An 18,813-nucleotide genomic window follows, 5' to 3' on the forward strand; every position below is an offset into this window, starting at 1 on the left:
GCCTCACTGGAAGATGCCGAGTATCGTCTGGAACAGGGTTTGCGCAGTCTGGATGACCTTGCTGTTCGCCTGATAGAGCTGCTGATACTGAAGCAGGTTGGCTGCTTCTTCGTTGATGTTCACGCCCGAGACCGACTGCTGCGCGGTGGTGATCTGCGTCACCAGCGCGGTCTGCGCCGTGCTCGAGGTCTGAATCTGATTGGTCTGGTTGCCGATCTGGTTGACGTAGTTCGCATACGCGCCTGTCAGCGTGACCGTGCCGCCCGCCAGTGCCTTCGCCGCGGAGAGGTTCGACAGCGCCAGTGCATTGCGGCCGTCGTTGCTCGCGCCGGTGTTCGGGCCGATGGTGAACGTGTCGCCGGCAGCCGGTGCGCCGCTGATCGTCACCGAGACGTTGTTCATCTGGCCGGCGGTCGGGTTGGTGATCGTCAGCGCTGCCCCCGTCGCCGACGAATACGGCACCACGGTCGCCGCAGTGGCGATCGGGTAAGAGGTGGGGGGCGAGCCCGCTACTGTCACCGTCGAACCGGCCGGGAAGCCTGAGAGACCCGCGCCGTTGTAAGACAGCGTGGTGGTCGCATTCGGCATCGTGTAACCGGCCGTCACCGAGCCTTGCGAGATCGTACCGGTGCCGGTATTGCTCGCCGTTGCCGCCCCGAGTACCGGTGCCGCGGCGGCAATCGCCGATGGGTCCGTGGTCGCGGTGTTGAAGCTGTTCAGCGCGCCGCGGGTCGGTTCTACCGTGAACGAATCGCCGGCGTTCATCGTGCCGGTGGTCGAGAAATTCAGGCCGTTGATCGGCAGGGCCAGCGTGGTCGCCGAGCCCACCACGCTGCCGGTCGAATTGTCGGTCAGCGTGTAGCTGGTGCCGTTATAAGCCAGCGTGTAGTCGCCGGTGGTCGGCTGCGCAGGATTCGCGAACGAGACGTTCAGCGACGCGTTGCCGGTGTTCTTCGTATTCGCGTAGACCGTCGGGCCGCCCACCGAAAACAGCGCGCCGCCCTGGGCGCCAGCGAGCGTGATGCCGAGGCCGTTCTGCGCGTTGACCTGCGCGGAAAAGCTCACCGCAATCGCGCCGAGTTGCGCTTCGGACGGATCGAGCGTCTGGCTGCGGAACGCCAGCAGGCCGCCAAGCGTGCCGCCCGTGATCTTGCTGTCGGGCAGGTTTTGCGGCGCAGCGGCCGGGTTTGCACCTGCCTGGCCGAGATACTGCACCGACAGTTCGCTGGTGTCGCCTGTCGAAGGCGCCGTACCCAGGTTGTAGCTATTGGTGGACGATACGAGCGGCTGGCCGTTGCCCATGAACACGCTATAGCTGCCGTTACTGTTCACGACGTTCACGCCGATCAGTTGCGACAGGTTCGACACGGCTTGATCGCGCTGATCCATCAGCTGGTTCGGCGGCTGACCTTGCGTGCTGGCCTGGGAGATCTGCCCGTTCAATTGGGCGATCTGCTGCGTGTAGCTATTGATTTGCGAAACGGTGTTGCTGAGCTGCGTGTTGACGCTCTGGCGCATCGCGTCGTATTGCTGACCCGCGGCATTGATCTGATTCACGAGCGTCTGCGCGCCGCTTATCGCGCCCTGGCGGGTGGACAGGCTGGAGGCGTTGTTCGAGACGTTCTGCAAACCGGTGAAGTAGCTGGTGATCGCGCTTGCAATGCCGGCTGTCGGGCTACCGACAAGATTGTTCAACTGCGAGATCATCGTGTTGTACGTCGACAGCGATCCGCCCGAGCTCTGCGCATTGTTCAACTCAGTGGTCAGATACTGGCTGTACTGGCGCGTCACGGTGACGGTCGAGACGCCCTGCGGCAAAAAACCGGAACCCGTGTACTGGCCACCGGTTTCGGCGTAGACCGGCGTTTCGATCGTGTAACCCGGCGTCGACGCATTGCTGATGTTCTGGCCGGTCGTCGTGAGTCCCCACTGGGCTGCGTTCAGTCCACTGAGTCCGAGATTGATGAGGTTGCTCGACATGCGTCATCCTGAAGGGCGACACCGACCACTTGCCGCCGCGTTACTTGAACATCCTGTTTAACGGCCCCCACGAGGAAAAATTGAGGGCCATTCCGATGCTTGTTCGACGTTTGTTTCAACGTTTGCGAGGCGCGTGCAGCAAGGCTCTTTCGCCGTTCAGCGCACCAGCGAGCGGCGCTTCATTTCGAGTTGCGTAATCAGACGCTGCAGCGTGTTTTCGGCGCTGCCCGGCAGCGTCAGAAAACGGAAGCCGAGTTGATAGCGCTGCGTGCCGTTCGGCAATGCGGTGGAACGGTGCGACACCAGTTGCAGATCGAGCGAAAGGCGGCCAAGCGAGCCGAGCGACAGTTCGCAATCCTGCAGCCGCGTGCCCATCGGCAATTCGGCCACGCGTTCATCCGAGGTGCGCATGCCGACGCCGCCGAGCGACAGATCGTGCACTTCGAAGCGGAACGTATCGCCTTCGGGCAAACGGCCGCTGCACATATACGGATCGAGAATCGGCGCATCGACGCGGAAATACTCGCGGCGCTGCACGTGGTACAGCACTTCGGGGAAGTCGGACTCGAATGCGGGCAGTCCTTCGTAACGGGTTTCGCGCGGGGTGCCGGTGGCGAACTCGACGCGCACGCCGTCAGGCGACGCGTGGAACTGGCAGCGCGGCGCGCCCAATAAGCCTTTGTTCTGTTCGGAGAGTGCGCCCCAATCGAACGTGAAGGTGCGCCCGCGCACGTCGACATCGAGCAGGCGCGTCACGAGCTGACCGCCCGCATATTCAACGGTGAGGAAATCGCCGCGATTGACGAGGTTGCGTAACTGAACGCCAATCTCCAGCGGATTGCGACGGCCGAAATCGGGTGCGCTTTCGTCTAGCGTGGCGTGCGACTGGCCGGGTGCGTCGGTCTGGCCGTGCGACTGGGTAGTATCCATAGGCTTGCCGGTATGCATGTTCTTGCGGGCGCGTGCCAGGGCTCCTGCCGGGGCTTTCGCGCGGCCTTCATCGAAGCCGCAGCACGCGCATTCAACCGGACATTAAACGCTTTCCGGTATCGGGTCTAACTAATTAGCGGCAGCATTCAGCCAAAATTTAGGGGCGTGTAATGAAATATTTGCCGCAAACGTTAAACGCCGATATTCCGGCAGTGGAATCCGCGTGCATGGAATACCGGCAACAATCACGCCGGTTATGCGGGTGGACCGGCCGCCCGTAGGCGGCCGGCCTCGTCCGTCTTGTTATGCACCTGGCCCCGTCGCGTGCATACTTTATTCGAGAAAATCAGACTGCATAAACTGATCGGCTGCGCAGTCGAGTGCGGCTGCACACCTGCATTAACGGCAGGTCAGCCCATTTTCTGCATGATGGACATCAGCTTTTTCGCGTAATGCGGATCGGTCGCGTAACCCGCGCGCTGCATGCCGTTGGCAAAGCCATTCACGTCATGCGAGGAGTTGATCACCTGCGCATAACGCGGGTTGCCCTTGAGCATGCTCGCGTAGTCGGTCATCGCTTCCTGGTACGAGTCGTACGCGCGGAATTTTTCGACGGTGCGCTGCGGCTTGCCGTTCACATATTCGGTCGTGACCGTCGAGACGGTCTTGCCGGTCCAGTCCTTGGTCGCCTTGATGCCGAACACGTTGTGGCTGGTCGAACCGTCCGACTTCCTGATCTCGCTCTTGCCCCAACCCGATTCGAGCGCGGCCTGGCCGATGATGAAGCGCGCCGGAATGCCGGTTGCCGCGCTGGCGGCTTGCGCCGGCTCGGCGAGCTTGTCGACGAAGGCGTCGACCTTCGGCGAGCTGCCGTCGCCTTTGATCGGCGGAGTCAGCGCGCTGTTGGCCGAGTAGCCCTTGCCCATCGCCAGTTGGCCGTTGGCCTGCGCGTTGCCGTAAGCCTTCGCGAGCGCGTTCAGCGCCGCGGTCTGGCCTTCGTCGCCGCCGCTGCCGCCACCGAGCGCATTGGCCATGCCGGTGAGGCCGCCGCCTGCACCGCTCGCGCCGCCCACCTGCATGCCCTGATTGCGCATCATCTGCTTGAGCATCGCGTCGGCGACACCAATGCCCTTCTGCGACAGTTGTTGCGACAACTGCTGATCCATCATCGACGTGAAGGTGGCGCTGTCGTGCGAATCGAACGGACCATCCTGTGGCGTCGCATCGCGCATGCTCTTCAGCATCATCTGCGTGAACACCGCGTCGAACTGTTGCGCCGCCATCTTCATGCCGGCTTGCGGCGAGGCCTTGGCCTGTGCGCTCAGCTTGCCGAAGCCCTGCACGTCGAGCGCGAAGCGCTGGGTCAGGTCGTTCGCCGCATTGGCGGAATTGGTCGTATCCGAATTCATCCTGTGCCTTCCTTAGATGATTTCCAGGTCGGCGCGCAAAGCGCCCGCCGCTTTCATTGCCTGCAGGATCGACATCAGATCCGCGGGCGTCGCACCCAGTGCGTTGAGCGCCTTCACCACTTCGGCAAGGTTCGCGCCGGCGGTCACCAGCTTCAGTGCGCCGTTGTCCTGCTTCATCTGAATCTGCGATTGTTGCGCGGTCACCGTCTGGCCGTTCGAGAACGCGCCCGGCTGACTCACCACCGGCTGCGTATTGATCACCACGGACAGATTGCCGTGCGCCACCGCGCAGCTTTGCAGCGTGACCATCTGGTTCATCACGATCGAGCCGGTGCGCGCGTTCAGGATCACCTTCGCGGCCGCTTGCGCCGGCTTGACGTCGAGGTTCTGCAATTGCGCCATGAAGGCGACCTGCTGTTCCGGATCGGAGGGCGCGCGCAGTTGAATCGTGCGGCCGTCGAGCGCCGTGGCCGTGCCGCTGCCGAACGCGTTGTTCACCGCGGCCACCACGCGCTGCGTGGTGTCGTAGTCCATGTCGTTAAGGTCGAGCTGCATCGTACCCGCTTGCGATACCGAGGTCGGCACCGCGCGTTCGACGATCGCGCCGCCAGCGATGCGGCCCGCATTGAGTGTGTTCACCTGCACCTTGCTGCCGTTCGCGCTCGCGCCGGCGCCGCCGACCGCCACATTGCCCTGGCCAAGCGCATACACCTGGCCGTCCGCGCCCTTGAGCGGCGTAAGCAGCAGCGTGCCGCCGCGCAGGCTCTTCGAATTGCCGAGCGACGACACCGTCACGTCGATCGCTTCGCCGGGACGCGCGAACGGCGGCAACACCGCCGTCACCATCACCGCGGCGACGTTCTTCAACTGGATGTTCGACAGCGACGATTGCTGGTTGGTCGAACCCGCCGCCTGGTTGTTGATCGAGATGCCGAGGTTCGCCAACATGTTGGCGAGTGTCTGCGTGGTGAACGGCGTCTGCGTGGTCTGGTCGCCCGTGCCGTCGAGACCGACGACGAGGCCGTAGCCGATCAGCGGGTTGTCACGCACGCCCTGGATCTGCACGAGGTCTTTCAGACGTTCGGCATAAGCGGGCGTAGCGGCCGGCAGCGCGGCGCAAGCAAGCGCGATGAAGGCCAGTGCACGGCCCACGCGAGCCAATCGCGCGAGAGGTGCGGCGAACGCGGCGCGGCGGGAGCGGGAGAAGGCGGTACGCATGATCACCACGGCGACACGTTGAGGAAGAAGCGCTGCAGGAAGCCCATGTTCTCGGATTCGTCGATATAGCCCTTCGCGGAGTATTCGATCTTCGCGTCGGCCACCTGGGTCGAGTACACGGCGTTCAGGTTGGAGATCGTGTTGGGATTCACCACACCGGAAAAGCGCACGAATTCGTTGCCCTGGTTGATCAGCATCTGCTTCTCGCCGCTGACCATCAGGTTGCCGTTCGGCAGCACGCCGGTCACTGTCACCGTGATCGTGCCGCTGAACGTATTCGACGCATTCGCACCGCCGGTTGCCGAAAACTTGTTGGCGCCGTTCGCGCTCAGGTTGGTCTTGCCGAACAGGCCGCCGAGAAAACCGGCGGTCGGCACGTCGAAGTTGGTGTTGCCGTTACGGTTGACCCCTGCGCCCGAGGACTTCGTCGCGTTGACGTTTTCCTGAATCACGATCGTCAGGATGTCGCCCACATTGCGCGGCCGCTGATCTTCGAACAGCGGCCGGCCCGCGTAACCCGGGTTGTAGATCGAGCCCGGCGATTGCGCCTGCGGCGGCATCGGCGGCTGTGCCGTCATCGGTTGCTGGACGATCGGCTGCTTCGGCACGAGGCCGCAGCCACCCAGCACCGCGAGCAGTGTGAGCTGCACGAGCGCCTGAGCGGTGCGCGAATGAACCGGGTTACGAGTGAAGTGCGACATCTTGATTATTACCGCCTGTTAATTCCCCAGTCCCTTAAGCCTTAAACCTGCATCTGGCTGAGGGTCTGCAGCATCTGGTCGGAGGTCGTCACGGCCTTGCTGTTGATTTCGTAAGCGCGCTGCGTCTGGATCATGTTCACCAGTTCCTGCACCACGTTCACGTTCGATGCTTCCACGTAACCCTGATTCAGCGTGCCGGCGCCGTTCAGGCCAGGTTGCGCGACGTTCGGCGCACCCGACGAAGCCGTTTCCGAGAACAGGTTTTCCCCCTTTGCATCCAGACCGGCCGGGTTGATGAAGGTAGCGACCTGCATCGAGCCGAGCTGCTGGCTGTTGGTCGAGCCGGCGACGGTGATCGACACCACGCCGTCGCTGCCGATGGTCAGCGAGGTTGCGTTGTTCGGAATCGTGATCGCCGGAATCACCTGGTAACCGCTCGATGTGACGAGCTGGCCCTGCGCGTTGGTCTGGAACGAACCGTCACGCGTGTAGGCGGTCGTGCCGTCGGGCATCTGCACCTGGAAAAAGCCCTGACCGTTGATGGCGACGTCTTTCGAGTTGCCGGTCTGCTGCAGGTTGCCCTGCGTGTAGAGACGTTCGGTCGCGACCTGTTGCACACCCGTGCCGAGCTGGATACCGGACGGCAGTTCGGTGTTTTGCGTCGAGTTCGCACCCGGCTGACGGATGGTCTGATACAGCAGATCCTCGAACACCGCGCGCGAGCCCTTGAAGCCGTTGGTGCTGACGTTCGCGAGGTTGTTCGAAATCACGTCCATCTGCGACTGTTGCGCATTCATGCCGGTGGCGGCGATGTAGAGCGAGCGATTCACTATTCTTCTCCTGTGTCGACCGGAGTTAGCGCTTTAGCGCTTAGTCCGGTCCCATGCAAAGCTGTCGTTCGGAGTTAGCGCTTTAGCGCTTACTCCGATCCCATCCCGTTAGCTAAAGCTGAGCAACTGGTTGGCGGACTGGTCGTTCTTGTCCGCGTTTTCCAGCAGCTTGGTCTGCATCTGGAACTGGCGGGCGTTGGTGATCATCGCGACCATCGCGCTGACCGGATTCACGTTGCTGCCTTCAAGCGATGCCGGCGCCAGCGTGACGGCCGGATCGGCGTCGGCGGCATTGCCGTCGGCGGTGCGAAAGAGGCCGTCGTCGCCGCGCGTCATGGTTTGCGGATCCGGATTCACCAGCTTCAACTGATCGACCGTCACCACCGCCGTCGGCGGATCGCCCGGCGTCAGCGCGGACACCGTACCGTCCTTGCCGATGGTGATTTCCGCACCCGGCGGCACCGATACCGGGCCGCCGTTGCCGAGCACCGTCTGGTTCATGGCGTTCACCAGTTGACCGTTCTCGTCGACGTGCAGATTGCCGGCGCGCGTATAAGCCTCGTTGCCGTCGGCGGTTTGCACCGCCAGCCAGCCCGGACCCTGGATCGCCACGTCGAGCGGGTTGCCCGTCTGCTGGATCGGCCCCGGCGTATAGTCGGCACCCGGCGTCGACGACAGCACGAAGGTGCGCGTGGTGCTGTCGTTGATCGAACTGCCGTCGCCGAACGCCATCGGCACGGCGCGGAAAGTCGCAAGCTGCGCGCGAAAGCCGGTGGTCGAGGCGTTCGCCAGATTGTTGGCAACGATAGCCTGCTGTTCGAGCGCTTGCGTGCTGCCCGACATCGCGGTGTAGATCAGCCGATCCATGATGGGAAGTCCCGGTCGCTTACAGGTTGATCAGGGTCTGGTCGACGGTCTGCTGGGTCTTGATCGTCTGCGCGTTCGCCTGATAGTTGCGTTGCGCGGTGATCAGGTTCACCAGTTCGCTCGTCAGGTCGACGTTCGAGTTTTCCACCGCGCCGCCTTGCAGCACGCCGTGGTTGGTCGAGCCCGGCGCTGAGATCTGCGCGACGCCCGATTGGGACGTCTGCTGGAACTCGTTGTTGCCGAGGTTCACGAGACCGTTCTGGTTCGAGAAGTTCGCGAGCACGACCTGGCCGAGCGCCGCGGTTTGCTGGTTCGAGTAGTTGCCGGTCAGTGTGCCGTCGGCGCCGATCGTGAAGCTCGTCAGCGTGCCGGCTGCGAAGCCGTCAGGCTGCAGCGAGTTCACGCCGTCCTTGCCGCCGTACTGCGTCGTGCCGCCGATATTCAGCGTCAGGTTCTGCGGCGTCGACGAACCGTCGGTGGTCGGAATGCTGAAGTTGAAGACGAACGGCGTGGTGGTAGCAACGCCGGCCGCGTTGGTCGTGCCGAGCAGCGTGCCCGACGAGTTGAAGTTCGCATGGCCGACTAGGCTCGCGGTGCCGGTCGAGGTGCCCGCGTACACGTTCCACGTGCCGGCCGAAGTCTTCGCGAAGTACATGTTGACCGTCTGCGAGCCGCCAAGCGAGTCATAGACCGTCGTGCTGGTCGAGTAGTTATACGTCGACGAGCTGTTCTGGTTGAACGCGACCGGGGTCGGCGCGATCGCAACGCTGTCGCCAGTTGCCGGCACGCCGTTGAACGTGATGGTCTGGCCGTTGCCGAGCGAGACCGCCGTGCCGGCCGTGTACGTAGCGGCGGCGGTCGTCGTGCCGAGCGTGGTGTCGGTCACCGTGTAGGTCGTCGGGCTCGTGAAGTTGACGGTGTAGCTGTCGTTATTCGTGCCCGAGGCGGTGTTCGTGATGGTCGCGCCGGGCGTCGTGAGCGTGCTGCCCCCGACAAGGGTCGGCGTCACGGCCGGCGTGCCGAGCATCAGCGGATCCTGCGCATTCAGGTTCAAACCGGCGACGATCTTGGTGGTCGCTTGCGGCGCGATGTTCGCGGTCGGCACGCTGAGCGGCACGGTCTGCGCGGTGTTGATGATGCCCGCGGCGTTCGCGGCGTAGCCCATCAGTTGCAGGCCTTGCGCGTTGACGATGTTGCCGTTCTTGTCGAGCTGGAACACGCCGTTGCGCGAGTACACCAGCGAGCCGTTGTTCGACAACTGGAAGAAGCCGTTGCCGTTGATCGCGACGTCGAGCGCCTGGTTGGTGCTGGTGATCGTGCCTTGCGAGAACTGCTGCTGCACTTCGGAGAGCTTGGTGCCGATGCCGACCTGGTTGCCCACTGCGGTCGCCACCGAATTGGCGTACATGTCGGCGAATTGCGCCGCGCCGCTCTTGAAGCCAACCGTGTTCGCGTTGGCAATGTTGTTGCCGATCACGTCGAGGTCGCTCGACGATGCGGACAAACCACTCAAACCTTGTTGGTAACCCATGACGGTCTCCGTATCTGGAAAGTCGTAACTGACAGAATCTGAATCAGAGGATGGCGGCGACGCTGGTCAGCCCCACGGTCGTGCCGTTCGACAGCACGAGGCCCGGCGTACCGCTGTTCTGCATGACGACGCTTTGCACCGTCGCGCCCGTGAGCGTCGTGGCCGTTGCCTGCTGACCGTTGATCGTGCCGACCGCGCTGATCGTGTAGCTGCCGTCGGGCAGCGTGTTGCCGGCCGAATCCGTCGGCGTCCAGCCCACCGGAATCGTGCCTGCCGACTGCTTGCCGAGGTCGATCGTGTTGACGATCGTGCCCGCCGAGTTCTTCACCACTACCTGTAGATCGCCCACCGAGTTGGCGAGCTGCACGCCGAACGAGGTGGCCTTGCCGCTCGCGACCGTTACCGAACTGCCCGGCGCGAGCACGGTCGAGCCGATCAGCAGCGCGGCTTGCGACTGCTGGCCTGCCGACATCTGCGTGGCGAGCGAGGTGAGCGTCGTGTTCAACTGGCTGATGCCCGACACCGTGTTGATCTGCGCCAGCTGCGAGGTCATCTGCGAGCTGTCCATCGGATTGGTCGGATCCTGATTCTTCAACTGCGCGACGAGCAGTTGCAGGAAAGTATTCTGCAGATCGGTCGCCGAGGTGCCCGACGTGCTGCCGGTCGAGCTGGTGGAGCTGGTCGCGCTCTTGGTGCTGCTCGTGCCGTTCATCGTATCGAGCAGCGTTTGCGACACGTTCGTGCCGTTGCTGCCGATGGTGGTGTTAGTGGTCAAGGAATTCTCCTCAGGTTCCGATCGTGAGCGTTTTCAACATCAGTGTCTTGGCGGTGTTCAGGGTCTCGACGTTGGCCTGGTACGAGCGCGAGGCCGAGATCATGTTGACCATTTCCTGCACCGGGTCGACGTTGGGCAGCGTGACGTAACCGTCCGGGTTGGCCGCCGGGTTGCCGGGGTCGTAGGCGGTCTTCATCGGCGTCGGGTCGTCGACCACGCCGGTGACCTGCACGCCGCCGATCTGCTGACCGGAGCCCGTGCGCGCGCCACCGATCGGGCTGACCGCGAACACGACCTGCTTGGCCTTGTACGGCTGGCCGTCCGGGCCGGTCGTGCTGTCCGCGTTGGCGAGATTCGACGCCGTCACGTTGAGCCGCTGCGACTGCGCTGACATCGCGGAGCCTGCAACACCGAAAATGTTCATCAGGGATGGCATGTTTCCTGACCTCTCCTGCCGGGTCGAGCCGGCTTCCTGTTAAATCCCGTAGCGATTTGTTCCTGCGTACTGCGTATCTGGTATTGCGCCGATCGTTGTGCCGGCTATTTACGATCCCGACTGGATCGCCGCGAGCATCGTCTTGATCTGGCCCGACAGCACCGTCATGCCCGATTCGAAGTGCAACGTGTTGTCCGCGAACTGCACGCGTTCCGTATCGATGTCGACCGTGTTGCCGTCGAGCGCGGGTTGCGTCGGAATGCGGTACTGCAGATTGCCGTAGTCGTCCGGTGTGCCACCGGTCGGCGTCAGCGTCGTCTTGCCGGACATGTGACCCGGCGCGGTCGACACCATCGACATGCCGCTCGTCACCCCTGCGGGCTGCGTCATGGCGAGCGTCGAGTTGTTCGAGGCGCCGGTGCCCGCACCGCCGCCGGTCTTCTTCAGCGCGCCGGCCAGCGACGAAGCGAAGTCGACGTCGCGCGCCTTGTACCCGGGGGTATCGGCGTTGGCGATATTCGACGACAGCAGTTCCTGCCGGTAAGCGCGCACATCGAGCGCCTGGCGGCCAAAGGCGAATTCGGCATCGAGTTTGTCCAGCATAGAAATCTCCGGAGAACGTTCCCGAGGCTTCCCGTTTTGTGCTTCGCGTGAGGATTGCGTCGGCCGGGAAGACCTTTTTGCATGAAGTGCATCTTATGGGCCGAACGCAAGTGGCAATCGGACGAATAACCGGGAAAGGGGGCTTCTATTCAACGTTTGCACAATGGGGGCGCTCACTAGAATGCAAAGCGTACCGATGCATTCGATGGAGAAACACGATGGACCAGCCCACCTTCGACCCGACGCACCGCGCAAGCTGCGCGGCGGCGCATCGCGTGGGTGCTGGCGCGGCGCGGCGTGTTTCGCGCGGTGCATCCCGTCTCCTGACGCGTCTCGTCGTGAATCTGGCGGTATGGGTCGCTGGCGGCATCGTGCTGCTGCCGGCCACGACCCAGGCTCAGGACGCCGGTGGTCCGATCGTGATTCCCGGCCCGGGCGAAAAGAATCCGGCCGCGCTCAGCGATCTGGCCGCGCAGATGCAGGCAGCGCCCGCGAAACGCACGGGGTCCGCGGCGACGCTCGCCGCCGCTACCGCGCAGTCGCTGACGCCGGGGCCGGTCGCGCGCGACGCCGATCAATTCACGCGCGCCGCCAACGCGAGCGGCTCGATCGTCATTCCGGGCGCGGGCGAGCCGCCTGCCGCGCCGCAGATGATCCGTACCAGTTTCAAGCCCGACGCAAACGGGGTCGTGACGATTCCCGCGCCGGGAAGCGCCAATGTGGCTGCGGCCGCAACGACTCCGCCGGCCGGGATTGCGCGCGTCAATGGGGCGCCCGCCTCGCGTCAGATCGTGCCGGTCGTGATGACGCAGGCGCCGTCGCCGTCGCTCAATGCCGGGCGGCAAACCGCCGGCGTGCAGTCGGTCGTCGCCAATGCGCCTAACGGCGTAGCCGCCAGCGCGCCCGCAGCCGGTGGCTTCGACAGCCTTGCTTCGCGCGGCGAGCCGCCGCAACTGGGCGCGAACGGCAAACCCGTCGTGACCACGGCGGTGGCTGCGCCGACACCCGCGCCGATGCCGACACCGCCGGCCACCATTGCCCGCACGCCGTCGATGCGCCAGGTGGCGCCGGCTGTCGCGCAACAGAATCTGCGACCGGCGGCGCTAGCGCAACCCGTACCGCTGGCGGGCCAGCAAGACGCCGAGGCGATTCGCAGTGCCGCGCTCGCCTTCCTGCAACAGCAGTCGGCAGGCTTGCCCGGCAAGGTCGAAATCACCGTCGCGCCGGCATTTCCGCGCGGGCTCGCGGCCTGCACGATGCTCGAACCCTTCATGCCCAGCGGTGCGCGCCTGTGGGGCCGCATGACCGTCGGGGTGCGCTGCGCCGGCGAACGGCCTTGGACCATTTATCTGCAAGCGCGCGTTTCGCTGCGCGCCACTTACTATCTGGCCGCCCGCGCGATGGCTCCGGGCGAAGTGTTCACCGCCGCCGACCTCGTCGCGCGTGACGGCGACCTGACCGGTTTGCCGCAGGCGATCGTCACGGACCCGTCACAGGCAGTCGGCTCAGTGTCGCTCGTGCGCATCGCCGGCGGCATGCCACTGCGCCGCGACATGCTGAAAAGCGCGTCGGCGGTGTCGATCGGACAAACGGTGCGGGTTGTCGCGGCGGGCAACGGTTTCGCGATTTCGGCCGAAGGCAGCGCGATGAACAACGCGTCGCCGGGCCAGCAGGTGCGGGTGAAGACGGCTAACGGCCAGATCATCTCCGGCATCGTCAAGGATGGTTCGACGGTGGAGATTCAGTTGTGACGCGGCCCGGCGGCAAGCCCCGCAGCCCGTCCGCCGTCGTGAATTCACACGCGGTAGCCGGTACGGCTAGCGCAGTGGATGTCGAACCCGTCGTGGGGCCGGATCGCCTTGAAAGGCGAGGCGAAACCTGGAGCGATTGCGCTAAAGTTTTGATCAGCGGTTGCCGTTATCAAGATCAAATCGTTCAGGAAGCCAATCGTGAAAGTCGATTCCACAACCAATTCGAATCTGCCGTCGTTGAAAGACGCCCTGTCGCGCTCGCAGCAAAGCGACGCGACGAGCGCGAACAGCAACGCGCAGAGTGCGGGCACGACCTCGCAGACCACCACCAGCAGCGGCTCGGGCGACGCCAGCGTCAGCCTGTCGGGTCTGTCGCAGCATCTGCGCAGTCTCGCGGCGTCCGGTTCGGCCGATATCGACACGGCGCACGTCGAGTCGATCAAGGCAGCCATCAAGGACGGCTCGCTGAAGATCGATTCCAGCAAGATCGCCGACGGCGTGCTGAATACCGCGCGCGAACTGTTGCAAAGCAAAACCTCGTCGACCGGCAACTAATCGACGCATCGAAATACGGTGAATTGCCGGGCGGCATTCGACAAACCCGGCTCGCGAATCATGCGCGAGCTGTCGTGTTCAGCGAGTTGTTGAGATGAAAGACGCCCTGCTTGCCACCCTCATCGAAGAATATTCGGCCGTCGAGGCGTTCGCCTCGATTCTGACGCTCGAGACCAAGGCGCTGACTGCCTTGTCGCCGCTGGAACTGCTGCCGCCGATCGTCGAGAAGAAAACCGAACTGATCGGCTTGCTCGCCAGGCTCGAGACCACCCGGGACACGCTGCTCGCGGAAATGGGCCTTCCGGCCGGCTGGCCTGGCATGGAGCTCGCAGCAAGCGCGGATGCGCGGCTGGCCGATCAATGGGCGCTGCTGCAAAAGGCCGCCGAGCGGGCGCGGCGCTTCAATACGAGTAACGGTGAACTGATCCGCGTGCGGATGGACTACAACCAGCGCGCGCTGACGGCGCTGCAGGTGGCCGTGCCGCAGAAGGCCGGTTTCTATGGACCGGATGGCCGGATTCCCGCGCGTCCCGCGGCCTGAAGATTTTGCTGGAACGGCGCGTTTCGCGCGCCGACGCAATTGAGTAGCTTGCTTTGAACAAAAGGGCCCGTCTTTGACGCGCCCTTTTTGTTTTCTCTTCCCGCACAAGGCGCCCAAGCCCGCCTCCAACGCGCGTTGGCCATCTGGCCAGGTAGCGCGAAATCCTCCGCCACGTTGAAATCACGGCTTCCCCCACTGGGCCTATCCGCCGTCACGTGCAGCTTTCGAGGCTGCCTTTGACGAACCAGGCGGAGCGTTACCCACTAGCGAGGTTGTGTAATCGTGTGTATGATTCGAGGAGTGCAATATGAACAGTGCCGAGGTCGTCAAAGTGATTCAAGCGGATGGTTGGCGGCTGATCCGCATATCGGGCCGCCACCACCATTTCCGGCACGCGGTAAAAGCCGGTCTCGTGACCATCCCGCATCCGAAGAAAGATCTTCCGCCCGGCACACTGAACAGCATCTTGAAACAGGCAGGCCTGAAATGAAGAACCTGATTTTCCCGATCGCGATCGAACCTGGTGACACGCATCAAGCGTTCGGCGTGGTCGTTCCCGACATTCCGGGTTGCCATTCGGCGGGCGATTCGCTGGAAGAAGCCTACGCGAACGCGAAGGAGGCGATCGAGGCGCATCTGGATACGCTGCTCGACGAAGGGTTGCCGATTCCCGAACGGCTGACGCTGGACGAGCATCGGCGCAATCCGGACTACACGGGTTTCACGTGGGGTTTCGTGACAACGCGGAATATTCCGGCGTTGAAGAAAGCGGTGCGCATCAATATCTCACTGCCTGAGGCGCTGGTTCAGGATATCGACGCTTACGTTGAGGCACGCGGCATGTCGCGTTCGGCGTTTCTCGCGCTGGCCGCGGAGCATGAGATGGCGGACGCGTAACAGGCGAGAAAACCAGGCGGACGTTTCGCGCACCACCGGTCAGCCATCCGTCTCAGCTCAAGTCGCCTCGGCGTTCGCCCAGGCCATTTCGCGCAGGCGCGTGCGCAAGCGCGCCACGGCCTGGCTGTGCAACTGGCACACCCGCGATTCGCTGACTTCCATCACCGCACCGATTTCGCGCAGGTTCATGCCGCGTTCGTAGTACAGCGACATCAGCAGCTTCTCGCGCTCCGGCAGGCGGTCGATCGCCTCGACCAGCGCTGAGCGCAGGCTGTCGTCCAGCAGCGCCGACAGCGGGTCCGAATGATCGACGCAGTAACGGTCGAGAAACGGTTCATCGTCCGCGGAACGATCGAAGTCTTCGTAATAGATCAACTGGCTGCCGTGCAGATCCTGGAGCATCGACTGGTACTCGTCGAGCGGCATTTGCAGATGCTCGGCGATCTCCGTTTCGCTCGCCGAGCGGCCCAGATTCTGTTCGACCTTGTGCACGGCAGATTCGACTTCGCGCGACGTGCGCCGCAAGCTGCGCGGCAACCAGTCGTTGCTGCGTAACTCGTCGAGCATCGCGCCGCGAATCCGCTGGCTGGCATACGTCTCGAACTGCGCGCCCTGGTCTTCCTTGTAGCGGCTCGCCGCGTCCAGCAGTCCGATCATGCCGGCCTGGATCAGGTCGTCGAGATCGACGCTTGCCGGCATCTTGGCAACGAGCTGCAAGCCGAGGCGACGCACGAGAGGCGCGTACTTCGTCAGAACTTCGGCTTGGGAAATCTTTCCCTGAGCGTTATACATCGTGCTCCCCTTGTCCATGTGCCGCCTCTCAGGCGTGCTGCGCGGACGGTTGGTCGGCGTGTTGCGCCGCTGTAACTGTCGCAGGCGCCATCCAGGGCGTTTGCGACGACATCGCTGGCCGCATCGGCCAGTACTGCAATTCGGCGGCAAGGTGCCGGAAGTCGCGCGCGGCCGGTGTCGATGGGAACGCATCGACGACACACCGCGACAACTCGAGGGCTCGCGCCATTCGCACATCGGCGGCAATGCATCCGGCGTCTTCCAGCGCCACCGTCAGGTAGCGTCCAGCCACGCCGGCGAGGTTGACAAACGCGGTATGCGCGTCGTCCACGCTCTGCACGTGGTTCACCAGCACGCGAAACTGCGCGGTGGCGTGCGCGTAGTGCAGACGCTTCATGCACGCGTACGCCTCGGTGATCGCTTGCGCGGCCACCCTTGTCACGATCATCAGGTCGTGCGCCTGCATCGCGAGGGGCGACAGGTGGCCGTGCTCATCGAGTTGCGCATCGATCAGCACGATGTCCGCGGAACCGCGCAGCAGCACGTCGAATTGCGCGGCCGTGCGGCCTTCTCGGTTGTTGCGCGAGGCGGCCAGCACGGAGAAGCCCAGTGCGTGGCGCGCGGCAGCGTCGTCGAGCGTCATTTCGCCACGCATCACCGCCGCAAAATTGCCTGCGCCGCGCACGCCGCCGAGCATCGCGCTCACCGATTTCTCGCCGAGGCACTCGTCGATCACCAGCACGTCCTTGCCTTGCTGCGCGAGCGCCGCGGCGAGGTTCACTACCGTCGTCGTACAACCGACGCTGGCCGAGCCGCCCGTCACCGCAATCACGCGCGAGCCGCTACGGGCCAACAACCGCCGCAGTCCTTCTGCCTGATCGGACATGAACTTATCCAAAGCGAACCTCGTGCAGTTCGGCCGTAGAACGCGCCGACAGCGCGGACAGCAACGCCGGAATGTCGTCGTCGTGCGGCACGAATGGAGAGTTGTCGCGCGGGATGCAGAACGTACTCTTGATCAGGAATTTCTTCGTTGCGACGTACAGGTTTTCCGGCACCTTCTGGCCGGTCGACACGTAGTGCACCGGCAGCTTGTAGCGGATCACCGTATCGAGCACGCCGCCGAGATTGGTGGCTTCGTCGAGCTTGGTCAGAATGCAGCCGGCGAGCGGCTGTTGATCCGGCGCACGCTGATAGGCCTGCACGACTTCGTTCAGCGTATCGCCGTGGCTCGTCGCGTTGAGCAGCAGGAGACGCTGCACCGGCTGGCCGGCGCGGCACAGCATCGCGATCTGGTCGGAGACCAGGCGGTCGCGCTGGCTCATGCCGATCGTGTCGATCAGCACGATGTGCTTGTTGCGCAATTCGGAGAGCGCGAGTTGCAGATCGCCGCCATCTTTCACTGCGTGAACCGACACGCCGAGAATCTTGCCGAAGATGCGTAGTTGTTCGTGGCCGCCGATCCGGTAGCTGTCGGTGGTGAGGAGCGCCACCTTGCTGGCGCCGAAGCGCATCACGCAGCGCGCGGCGAGCTTGGCGGTGGTGGTGGTCTTGCCGACGCCCGTCGGGCCCATCAGCGCGAACACGCCGCCGCGCTCCATCAGCGCGTCTTCGTCTTCCATCACCGGCAGGTTCGATTCGAGCACCGAACGCACCCACTCCATGCCGCCTTCCATGTTGTCGACGTCGTCGGGCAGGTTGTCGACCATCATCTGCACGAGTTGCGCGGAGAAGCCGGCGGCGAACAGGTGTTTGGTGAGCGCCGCGCGCGCCGGGCTGCGGCGCTGGCGATCGCCCCACAACAGGCCGGCGAAGTGTTCTTCCATCATCCCGCGCATCGACGACAGCTCGCTCATCACGGTGTCGTTGACGACTTGCTCCATGCGCGTCTTGATCGCTTCGGCGACCGAAGCGGGCGTGCGGGCGTCGTCGGCGGCAGGCAGCGATGCGGCCACTTTCTGAGCGGCGCGGCGCGCGGCGAGTTGCGCGCCTTCACGGGCCCACTCGGGCGTATCGGTGACTTGCTGCGCGGCCGGTTGCGAGGCCTGTTGGCCCGCTTCCACCGCAGCGCCGAGGCCCTTGGCCATGGCGGCAGCGGGTGTCATCGCAGCGGGGCGCGCGCTGTACGCGCCTTGTTGTTGCTGTTCAGCGGCGATGCGGCGAGCGTGGTCGATCAGCCAGGGATTCGATTCAGCCATCGTGCGCGGCGCTTGCGCTTCGGCGGCTTTGAGCAGATCGGCGCGGATGTCTTCGGTGAGACGCGTTGCAGCAGCGCGGGCGCTGGGTTGCTCCGTGTTGATCGGTTGCGGCAGCGACGCGGCAGCGGCCAGCGCTGCTTTGGGCGCGTTCGGCAGCGTGGCCTTCGGCGCGGCAGGGACGACGGCGGACTTCGCGGCTGAGCCTGAGGCGGCGTTGGCGGTTTGAACGGTGCCAACGACGTTCGGCGTCATGTTCTCGGCGCCCGCTTCCGGGCTTGCGCCGAACACCGACGAGAACACATCGGGCATGCCGCTCGCATACGGATTCGCTTGCATCATCGGATTGGCGCGCGGTGCGGCGAGCGCGGGCTGTTGTCCGGCCATGGCGTTCATCGGCATAGCCAGCGGCGCGCCTGCGCTGCCGCGCGGCGCTTTCGGCGTGATGGCGGCGAGGTCGCTATCGGCCAGGGCAACGATCTCGACGCTGCCGTCTTCCATCGTGCGGTTGGACAAAACGACGGCATCCGGGCCCAAGGCTTCGCGCACGAGACGCAGAGCATCGCGACTGGTAGCACCGACAAATTTACGAATGTTCAAGCTGGACCCCCGATGAGGTGTACGGACTTAAGGACTACCGGACCGGCAACATACCGCTTCCCATTGAGATCATTATTGCGAAACCTGTCGAGTGACGATCGATGGATAAAGACCGTTAAAGGCGGGCAATTCGGGCGATGGAAACGCACATCAATTCACACGCGCGACGGTTTGAAACAGGTTCTCCGGCGGCGTACGGCGG

Annotated in this window: 19 protein-coding genes; 5 read left to right on the plus strand and 14 right to left on the minus strand. The window is 64.0% G+C overall.

Features of this window, described 5'->3' with window-relative positions; translation table 11 throughout:
• Window positions 1-3: 3 nt before the first annotated feature.
• The 11 genes from flgK to flgB all read right to left on the minus strand — a co-directional run bounded on the left by flgK (window position 4) and on the right by flgB (window position 11,280).
• A complete protein-coding gene (gene flgK, locus FSO04_RS11705) occupies window positions 4-1,980 on the minus strand; it encodes a flagellar hook-associated protein FlgK (protein ID WP_154559846.1) in 1,977 nt (658 codons plus the stop codon).
• Window positions 1,981-2,136: 156 nt separating this feature from the next.
• A complete protein-coding gene (locus FSO04_RS11710) occupies window positions 2,137-2,910 on the minus strand; it encodes a flagellar brake protein (RefSeq protein ID WP_171927628.1) in 774 nt (257 codons plus the stop codon).
• Window positions 2,911-3,320: 410 nt separating this feature from the next.
• Window positions 3,321-4,319 (minus strand): flagellar assembly peptidoglycan hydrolase FlgJ, encoded by a 999-nt coding sequence (gene flgJ, locus FSO04_RS11715; protein WP_154559848.1) that lies wholly within the window; start codon window positions 4,317-4,319, stop codon window positions 3,321-3,323.
• A 12-nt stretch (window positions 4,320-4,331) separates the two neighbouring features.
• A complete protein-coding gene (locus tag FSO04_RS11720) occupies window positions 4,332-5,537 on the minus strand; it encodes a flagellar basal body P-ring protein FlgI (RefSeq protein ID WP_154559849.1) in 1,206 nt (401 codons plus the stop codon).
• Between the two features lie 2 nt (window positions 5,538-5,539).
• Window positions 5,540-6,238, minus strand: a complete 699-nt coding sequence (gene flgH, locus FSO04_RS11725) for a flagellar basal body L-ring protein FlgH (protein ID WP_154559850.1) — start codon at window positions 6,236-6,238, stop codon at window positions 5,540-5,542.
• Window positions 6,239-6,279: 41 nt separating this feature from the next.
• The gene (flgG, locus tag FSO04_RS11730) at window positions 6,280-7,068 is read right to left on the minus strand and encodes a flagellar basal-body rod protein FlgG (RefSeq protein WP_168435648.1); all 789 of its coding nucleotides are present in this window, start codon (window positions 7,066-7,068) and stop codon (window positions 6,280-6,282) included.
• Between the two features lie 108 nt (window positions 7,069-7,176).
• On the minus strand, window positions 7,177-7,935 hold the full coding sequence (gene flgF, locus FSO04_RS11735; protein WP_154559851.1) for a flagellar basal-body rod protein FlgF: 759 nt from the start codon (window positions 7,933-7,935) through the stop codon (window positions 7,177-7,179).
• A 19-nt stretch (window positions 7,936-7,954) separates the two neighbouring features.
• Window positions 7,955-9,466, minus strand: coding sequence for a flagellar hook protein FlgE (locus tag FSO04_RS11740; protein WP_154559852.1), 1,512 nt, complete (start codon window positions 9,464-9,466; stop codon window positions 7,955-7,957).
• A gap of 43 nt (window positions 9,467-9,509) precedes the next feature.
• Window positions 9,510-10,241, minus strand: a complete 732-nt coding sequence (locus tag FSO04_RS11745; RefSeq protein WP_154559853.1) for a flagellar hook assembly protein FlgD — start codon at window positions 10,239-10,241, stop codon at window positions 9,510-9,512.
• Between the two features lie 10 nt (window positions 10,242-10,251).
• A complete protein-coding gene (gene flgC, locus FSO04_RS11750; protein WP_054038463.1) occupies window positions 10,252-10,677 on the minus strand; it encodes a flagellar basal body rod protein FlgC in 426 nt (141 codons plus the stop codon).
• A gap of 108 nt (window positions 10,678-10,785) precedes the next feature.
• Complete coding sequence (gene flgB, locus FSO04_RS11755) at window positions 10,786-11,280, minus strand: flagellar basal body rod protein FlgB (RefSeq protein ID WP_054038465.1); 495 nt, start codon at window positions 11,278-11,280, stop codon at window positions 10,786-10,788.
• Window positions 11,281-11,498: 218 nt separating this feature from the next.
• On the opposite strand from flgB, the gene flgA reads away from it, so the two are divergent.
• From flgA to FSO04_RS11780, 5 genes are all read left to right on the plus strand, one after another.
• A complete protein-coding gene (flgA, locus tag FSO04_RS11760) occupies window positions 11,499-13,031 on the plus strand; it encodes a flagellar basal body P-ring formation chaperone FlgA (RefSeq protein ID WP_154559854.1) in 1,533 nt (510 codons plus the stop codon).
• Window positions 13,032-13,229: 198 nt separating this feature from the next.
• Window positions 13,230-13,586, plus strand: coding sequence for a flagellar biosynthesis anti-sigma factor FlgM (flgM, locus tag FSO04_RS11765; protein WP_168435649.1), 357 nt, complete (start codon window positions 13,230-13,232; stop codon window positions 13,584-13,586).
• 94 nt (window positions 13,587-13,680) lie between these two features.
• Window positions 13,681-14,127, plus strand: coding sequence for a flagella synthesis protein FlgN (locus FSO04_RS11770; protein WP_154559855.1), 447 nt, complete (start codon window positions 13,681-13,683; stop codon window positions 14,125-14,127).
• A gap of 307 nt (window positions 14,128-14,434) precedes the next feature.
• On the plus strand, window positions 14,435-14,617 hold the full coding sequence (locus FSO04_RS11775) for a type II toxin-antitoxin system HicA family toxin (protein WP_154559856.1): 183 nt from the start codon (window positions 14,435-14,437) through the stop codon (window positions 14,615-14,617).
• A complete protein-coding gene (locus FSO04_RS11780) occupies window positions 14,614-15,024 on the plus strand; it encodes a type II toxin-antitoxin system HicB family antitoxin (protein ID WP_154559857.1) in 411 nt (136 codons plus the stop codon). Before FSO04_RS11775 ends, FSO04_RS11780 begins: the two co-directional genes overlap by 4 nt.
• 57 nt (window positions 15,025-15,081) lie before the next feature.
• Here FSO04_RS11780 and FSO04_RS11785 read toward each other — a convergent pair whose 3' ends face one another.
• The 3 genes from FSO04_RS11785 to flhF are packed head-to-tail and all read right to left on the minus strand — an operon-like array spanning window position 15,082 to window position 18,611.
• A complete protein-coding gene (locus FSO04_RS11785; RefSeq protein ID WP_054038479.1) occupies window positions 15,082-15,816 on the minus strand; it encodes an RNA polymerase sigma factor FliA in 735 nt (244 codons plus the stop codon).
• A 28-nt stretch (window positions 15,817-15,844) separates the two neighbouring features.
• Window positions 15,845-16,714, minus strand: coding sequence for a nucleotide-binding protein (locus tag FSO04_RS11790; protein WP_097390693.1), 870 nt, complete (start codon window positions 16,712-16,714; stop codon window positions 15,845-15,847).
• The gene (flhF, locus tag FSO04_RS11795) at window positions 16,707-18,611 is read right to left on the minus strand and encodes a flagellar biosynthesis GTPase FlhF (RefSeq protein WP_154559858.1); all 1,905 of its coding nucleotides are present in this window, start codon (window positions 18,609-18,611) and stop codon (window positions 16,707-16,709) included. Before flhF ends, FSO04_RS11790 begins: the two co-directional genes overlap by 8 nt.
• Between the last annotated feature and the right edge of the window lie 202 nt (window positions 18,612-18,813).

Source organism: Paraburkholderia madseniana, from assembly GCF_009690905.1.
GTDB lineage: Bacteria > Pseudomonadota > Gammaproteobacteria > Burkholderiales > Burkholderiaceae > Paraburkholderia > Paraburkholderia madseniana.

Bases quoted from the DNA above. Each gene is read 5' to 3' on its own strand.
- flgK (WP_154559846.1), bottom strand. From the start codon at position 1,980: ATGTCGAGCAACCTCATCAATCTCGGACTCAGTGGACTGAACGCAGCC.
- FSO04_RS11710 (WP_171927628.1), bottom strand. From the start codon at position 2,910: ATGGATACTACCCAGTCGCACGGCCAGACCGACGCACCCGGCCAGTCG.
- flgJ (WP_154559848.1), bottom strand. From the start codon at position 4,319: ATGAATTCGGATACGACCAATTCCGCCAATGCGGCGAACGACCTGACC.
- FSO04_RS11720 (WP_154559849.1), bottom strand. From the start codon at position 5,537: ATGCGTACCGCCTTCTCCCGCTCCCGCCGCGCCGCGTTCGCCGCACCT.
- flgH (WP_154559850.1), bottom strand. From the start codon at position 6,238: ATGTCGCACTTCACTCGTAACCCGGTTCATTCGCGCACCGCTCAGGCG.
- flgF (WP_154559851.1), bottom strand. From the start codon at position 7,935: ATGGATCGGCTGATCTACACCGCGATGTCGGGCAGCACGCAAGCGCTC.
- FSO04_RS11740 (WP_154559852.1), bottom strand. From the start codon at position 9,466: ATGGGTTACCAACAAGGTTTGAGTGGTTTGTCCGCATCGTCGAGCGAC.
- flgC (WP_054038463.1), bottom strand. From the start codon at position 10,677: ATGCCATCCCTGATGAACATTTTCGGTGTTGCAGGCTCCGCGATGTCA.
- flgB (WP_054038465.1), bottom strand. From the start codon at position 11,280: ATGCTGGACAAACTCGATGCCGAATTCGCCTTTGGCCGCCAGGCGCTC.
- flgA (WP_154559854.1), top strand. From the start codon at position 11,499: ATGGACCAGCCCACCTTCGACCCGACGCACCGCGCAAGCTGCGCGGCG.
- FSO04_RS11770 (WP_154559855.1), top strand. From the start codon at position 13,681: ATGAAAGACGCCCTGCTTGCCACCCTCATCGAAGAATATTCGGCCGTC.
- FSO04_RS11775 (WP_154559856.1), top strand. From the start codon at position 14,435: ATGAACAGTGCCGAGGTCGTCAAAGTGATTCAAGCGGATGGTTGGCGG.
- FSO04_RS11780 (WP_154559857.1), top strand. From the start codon at position 14,614: ATGAAGAACCTGATTTTCCCGATCGCGATCGAACCTGGTGACACGCAT.
- FSO04_RS11785 (WP_054038479.1), bottom strand. From the start codon at position 15,816: ATGTATAACGCTCAGGGAAAGATTTCCCAAGCCGAAGTTCTGACGAAG.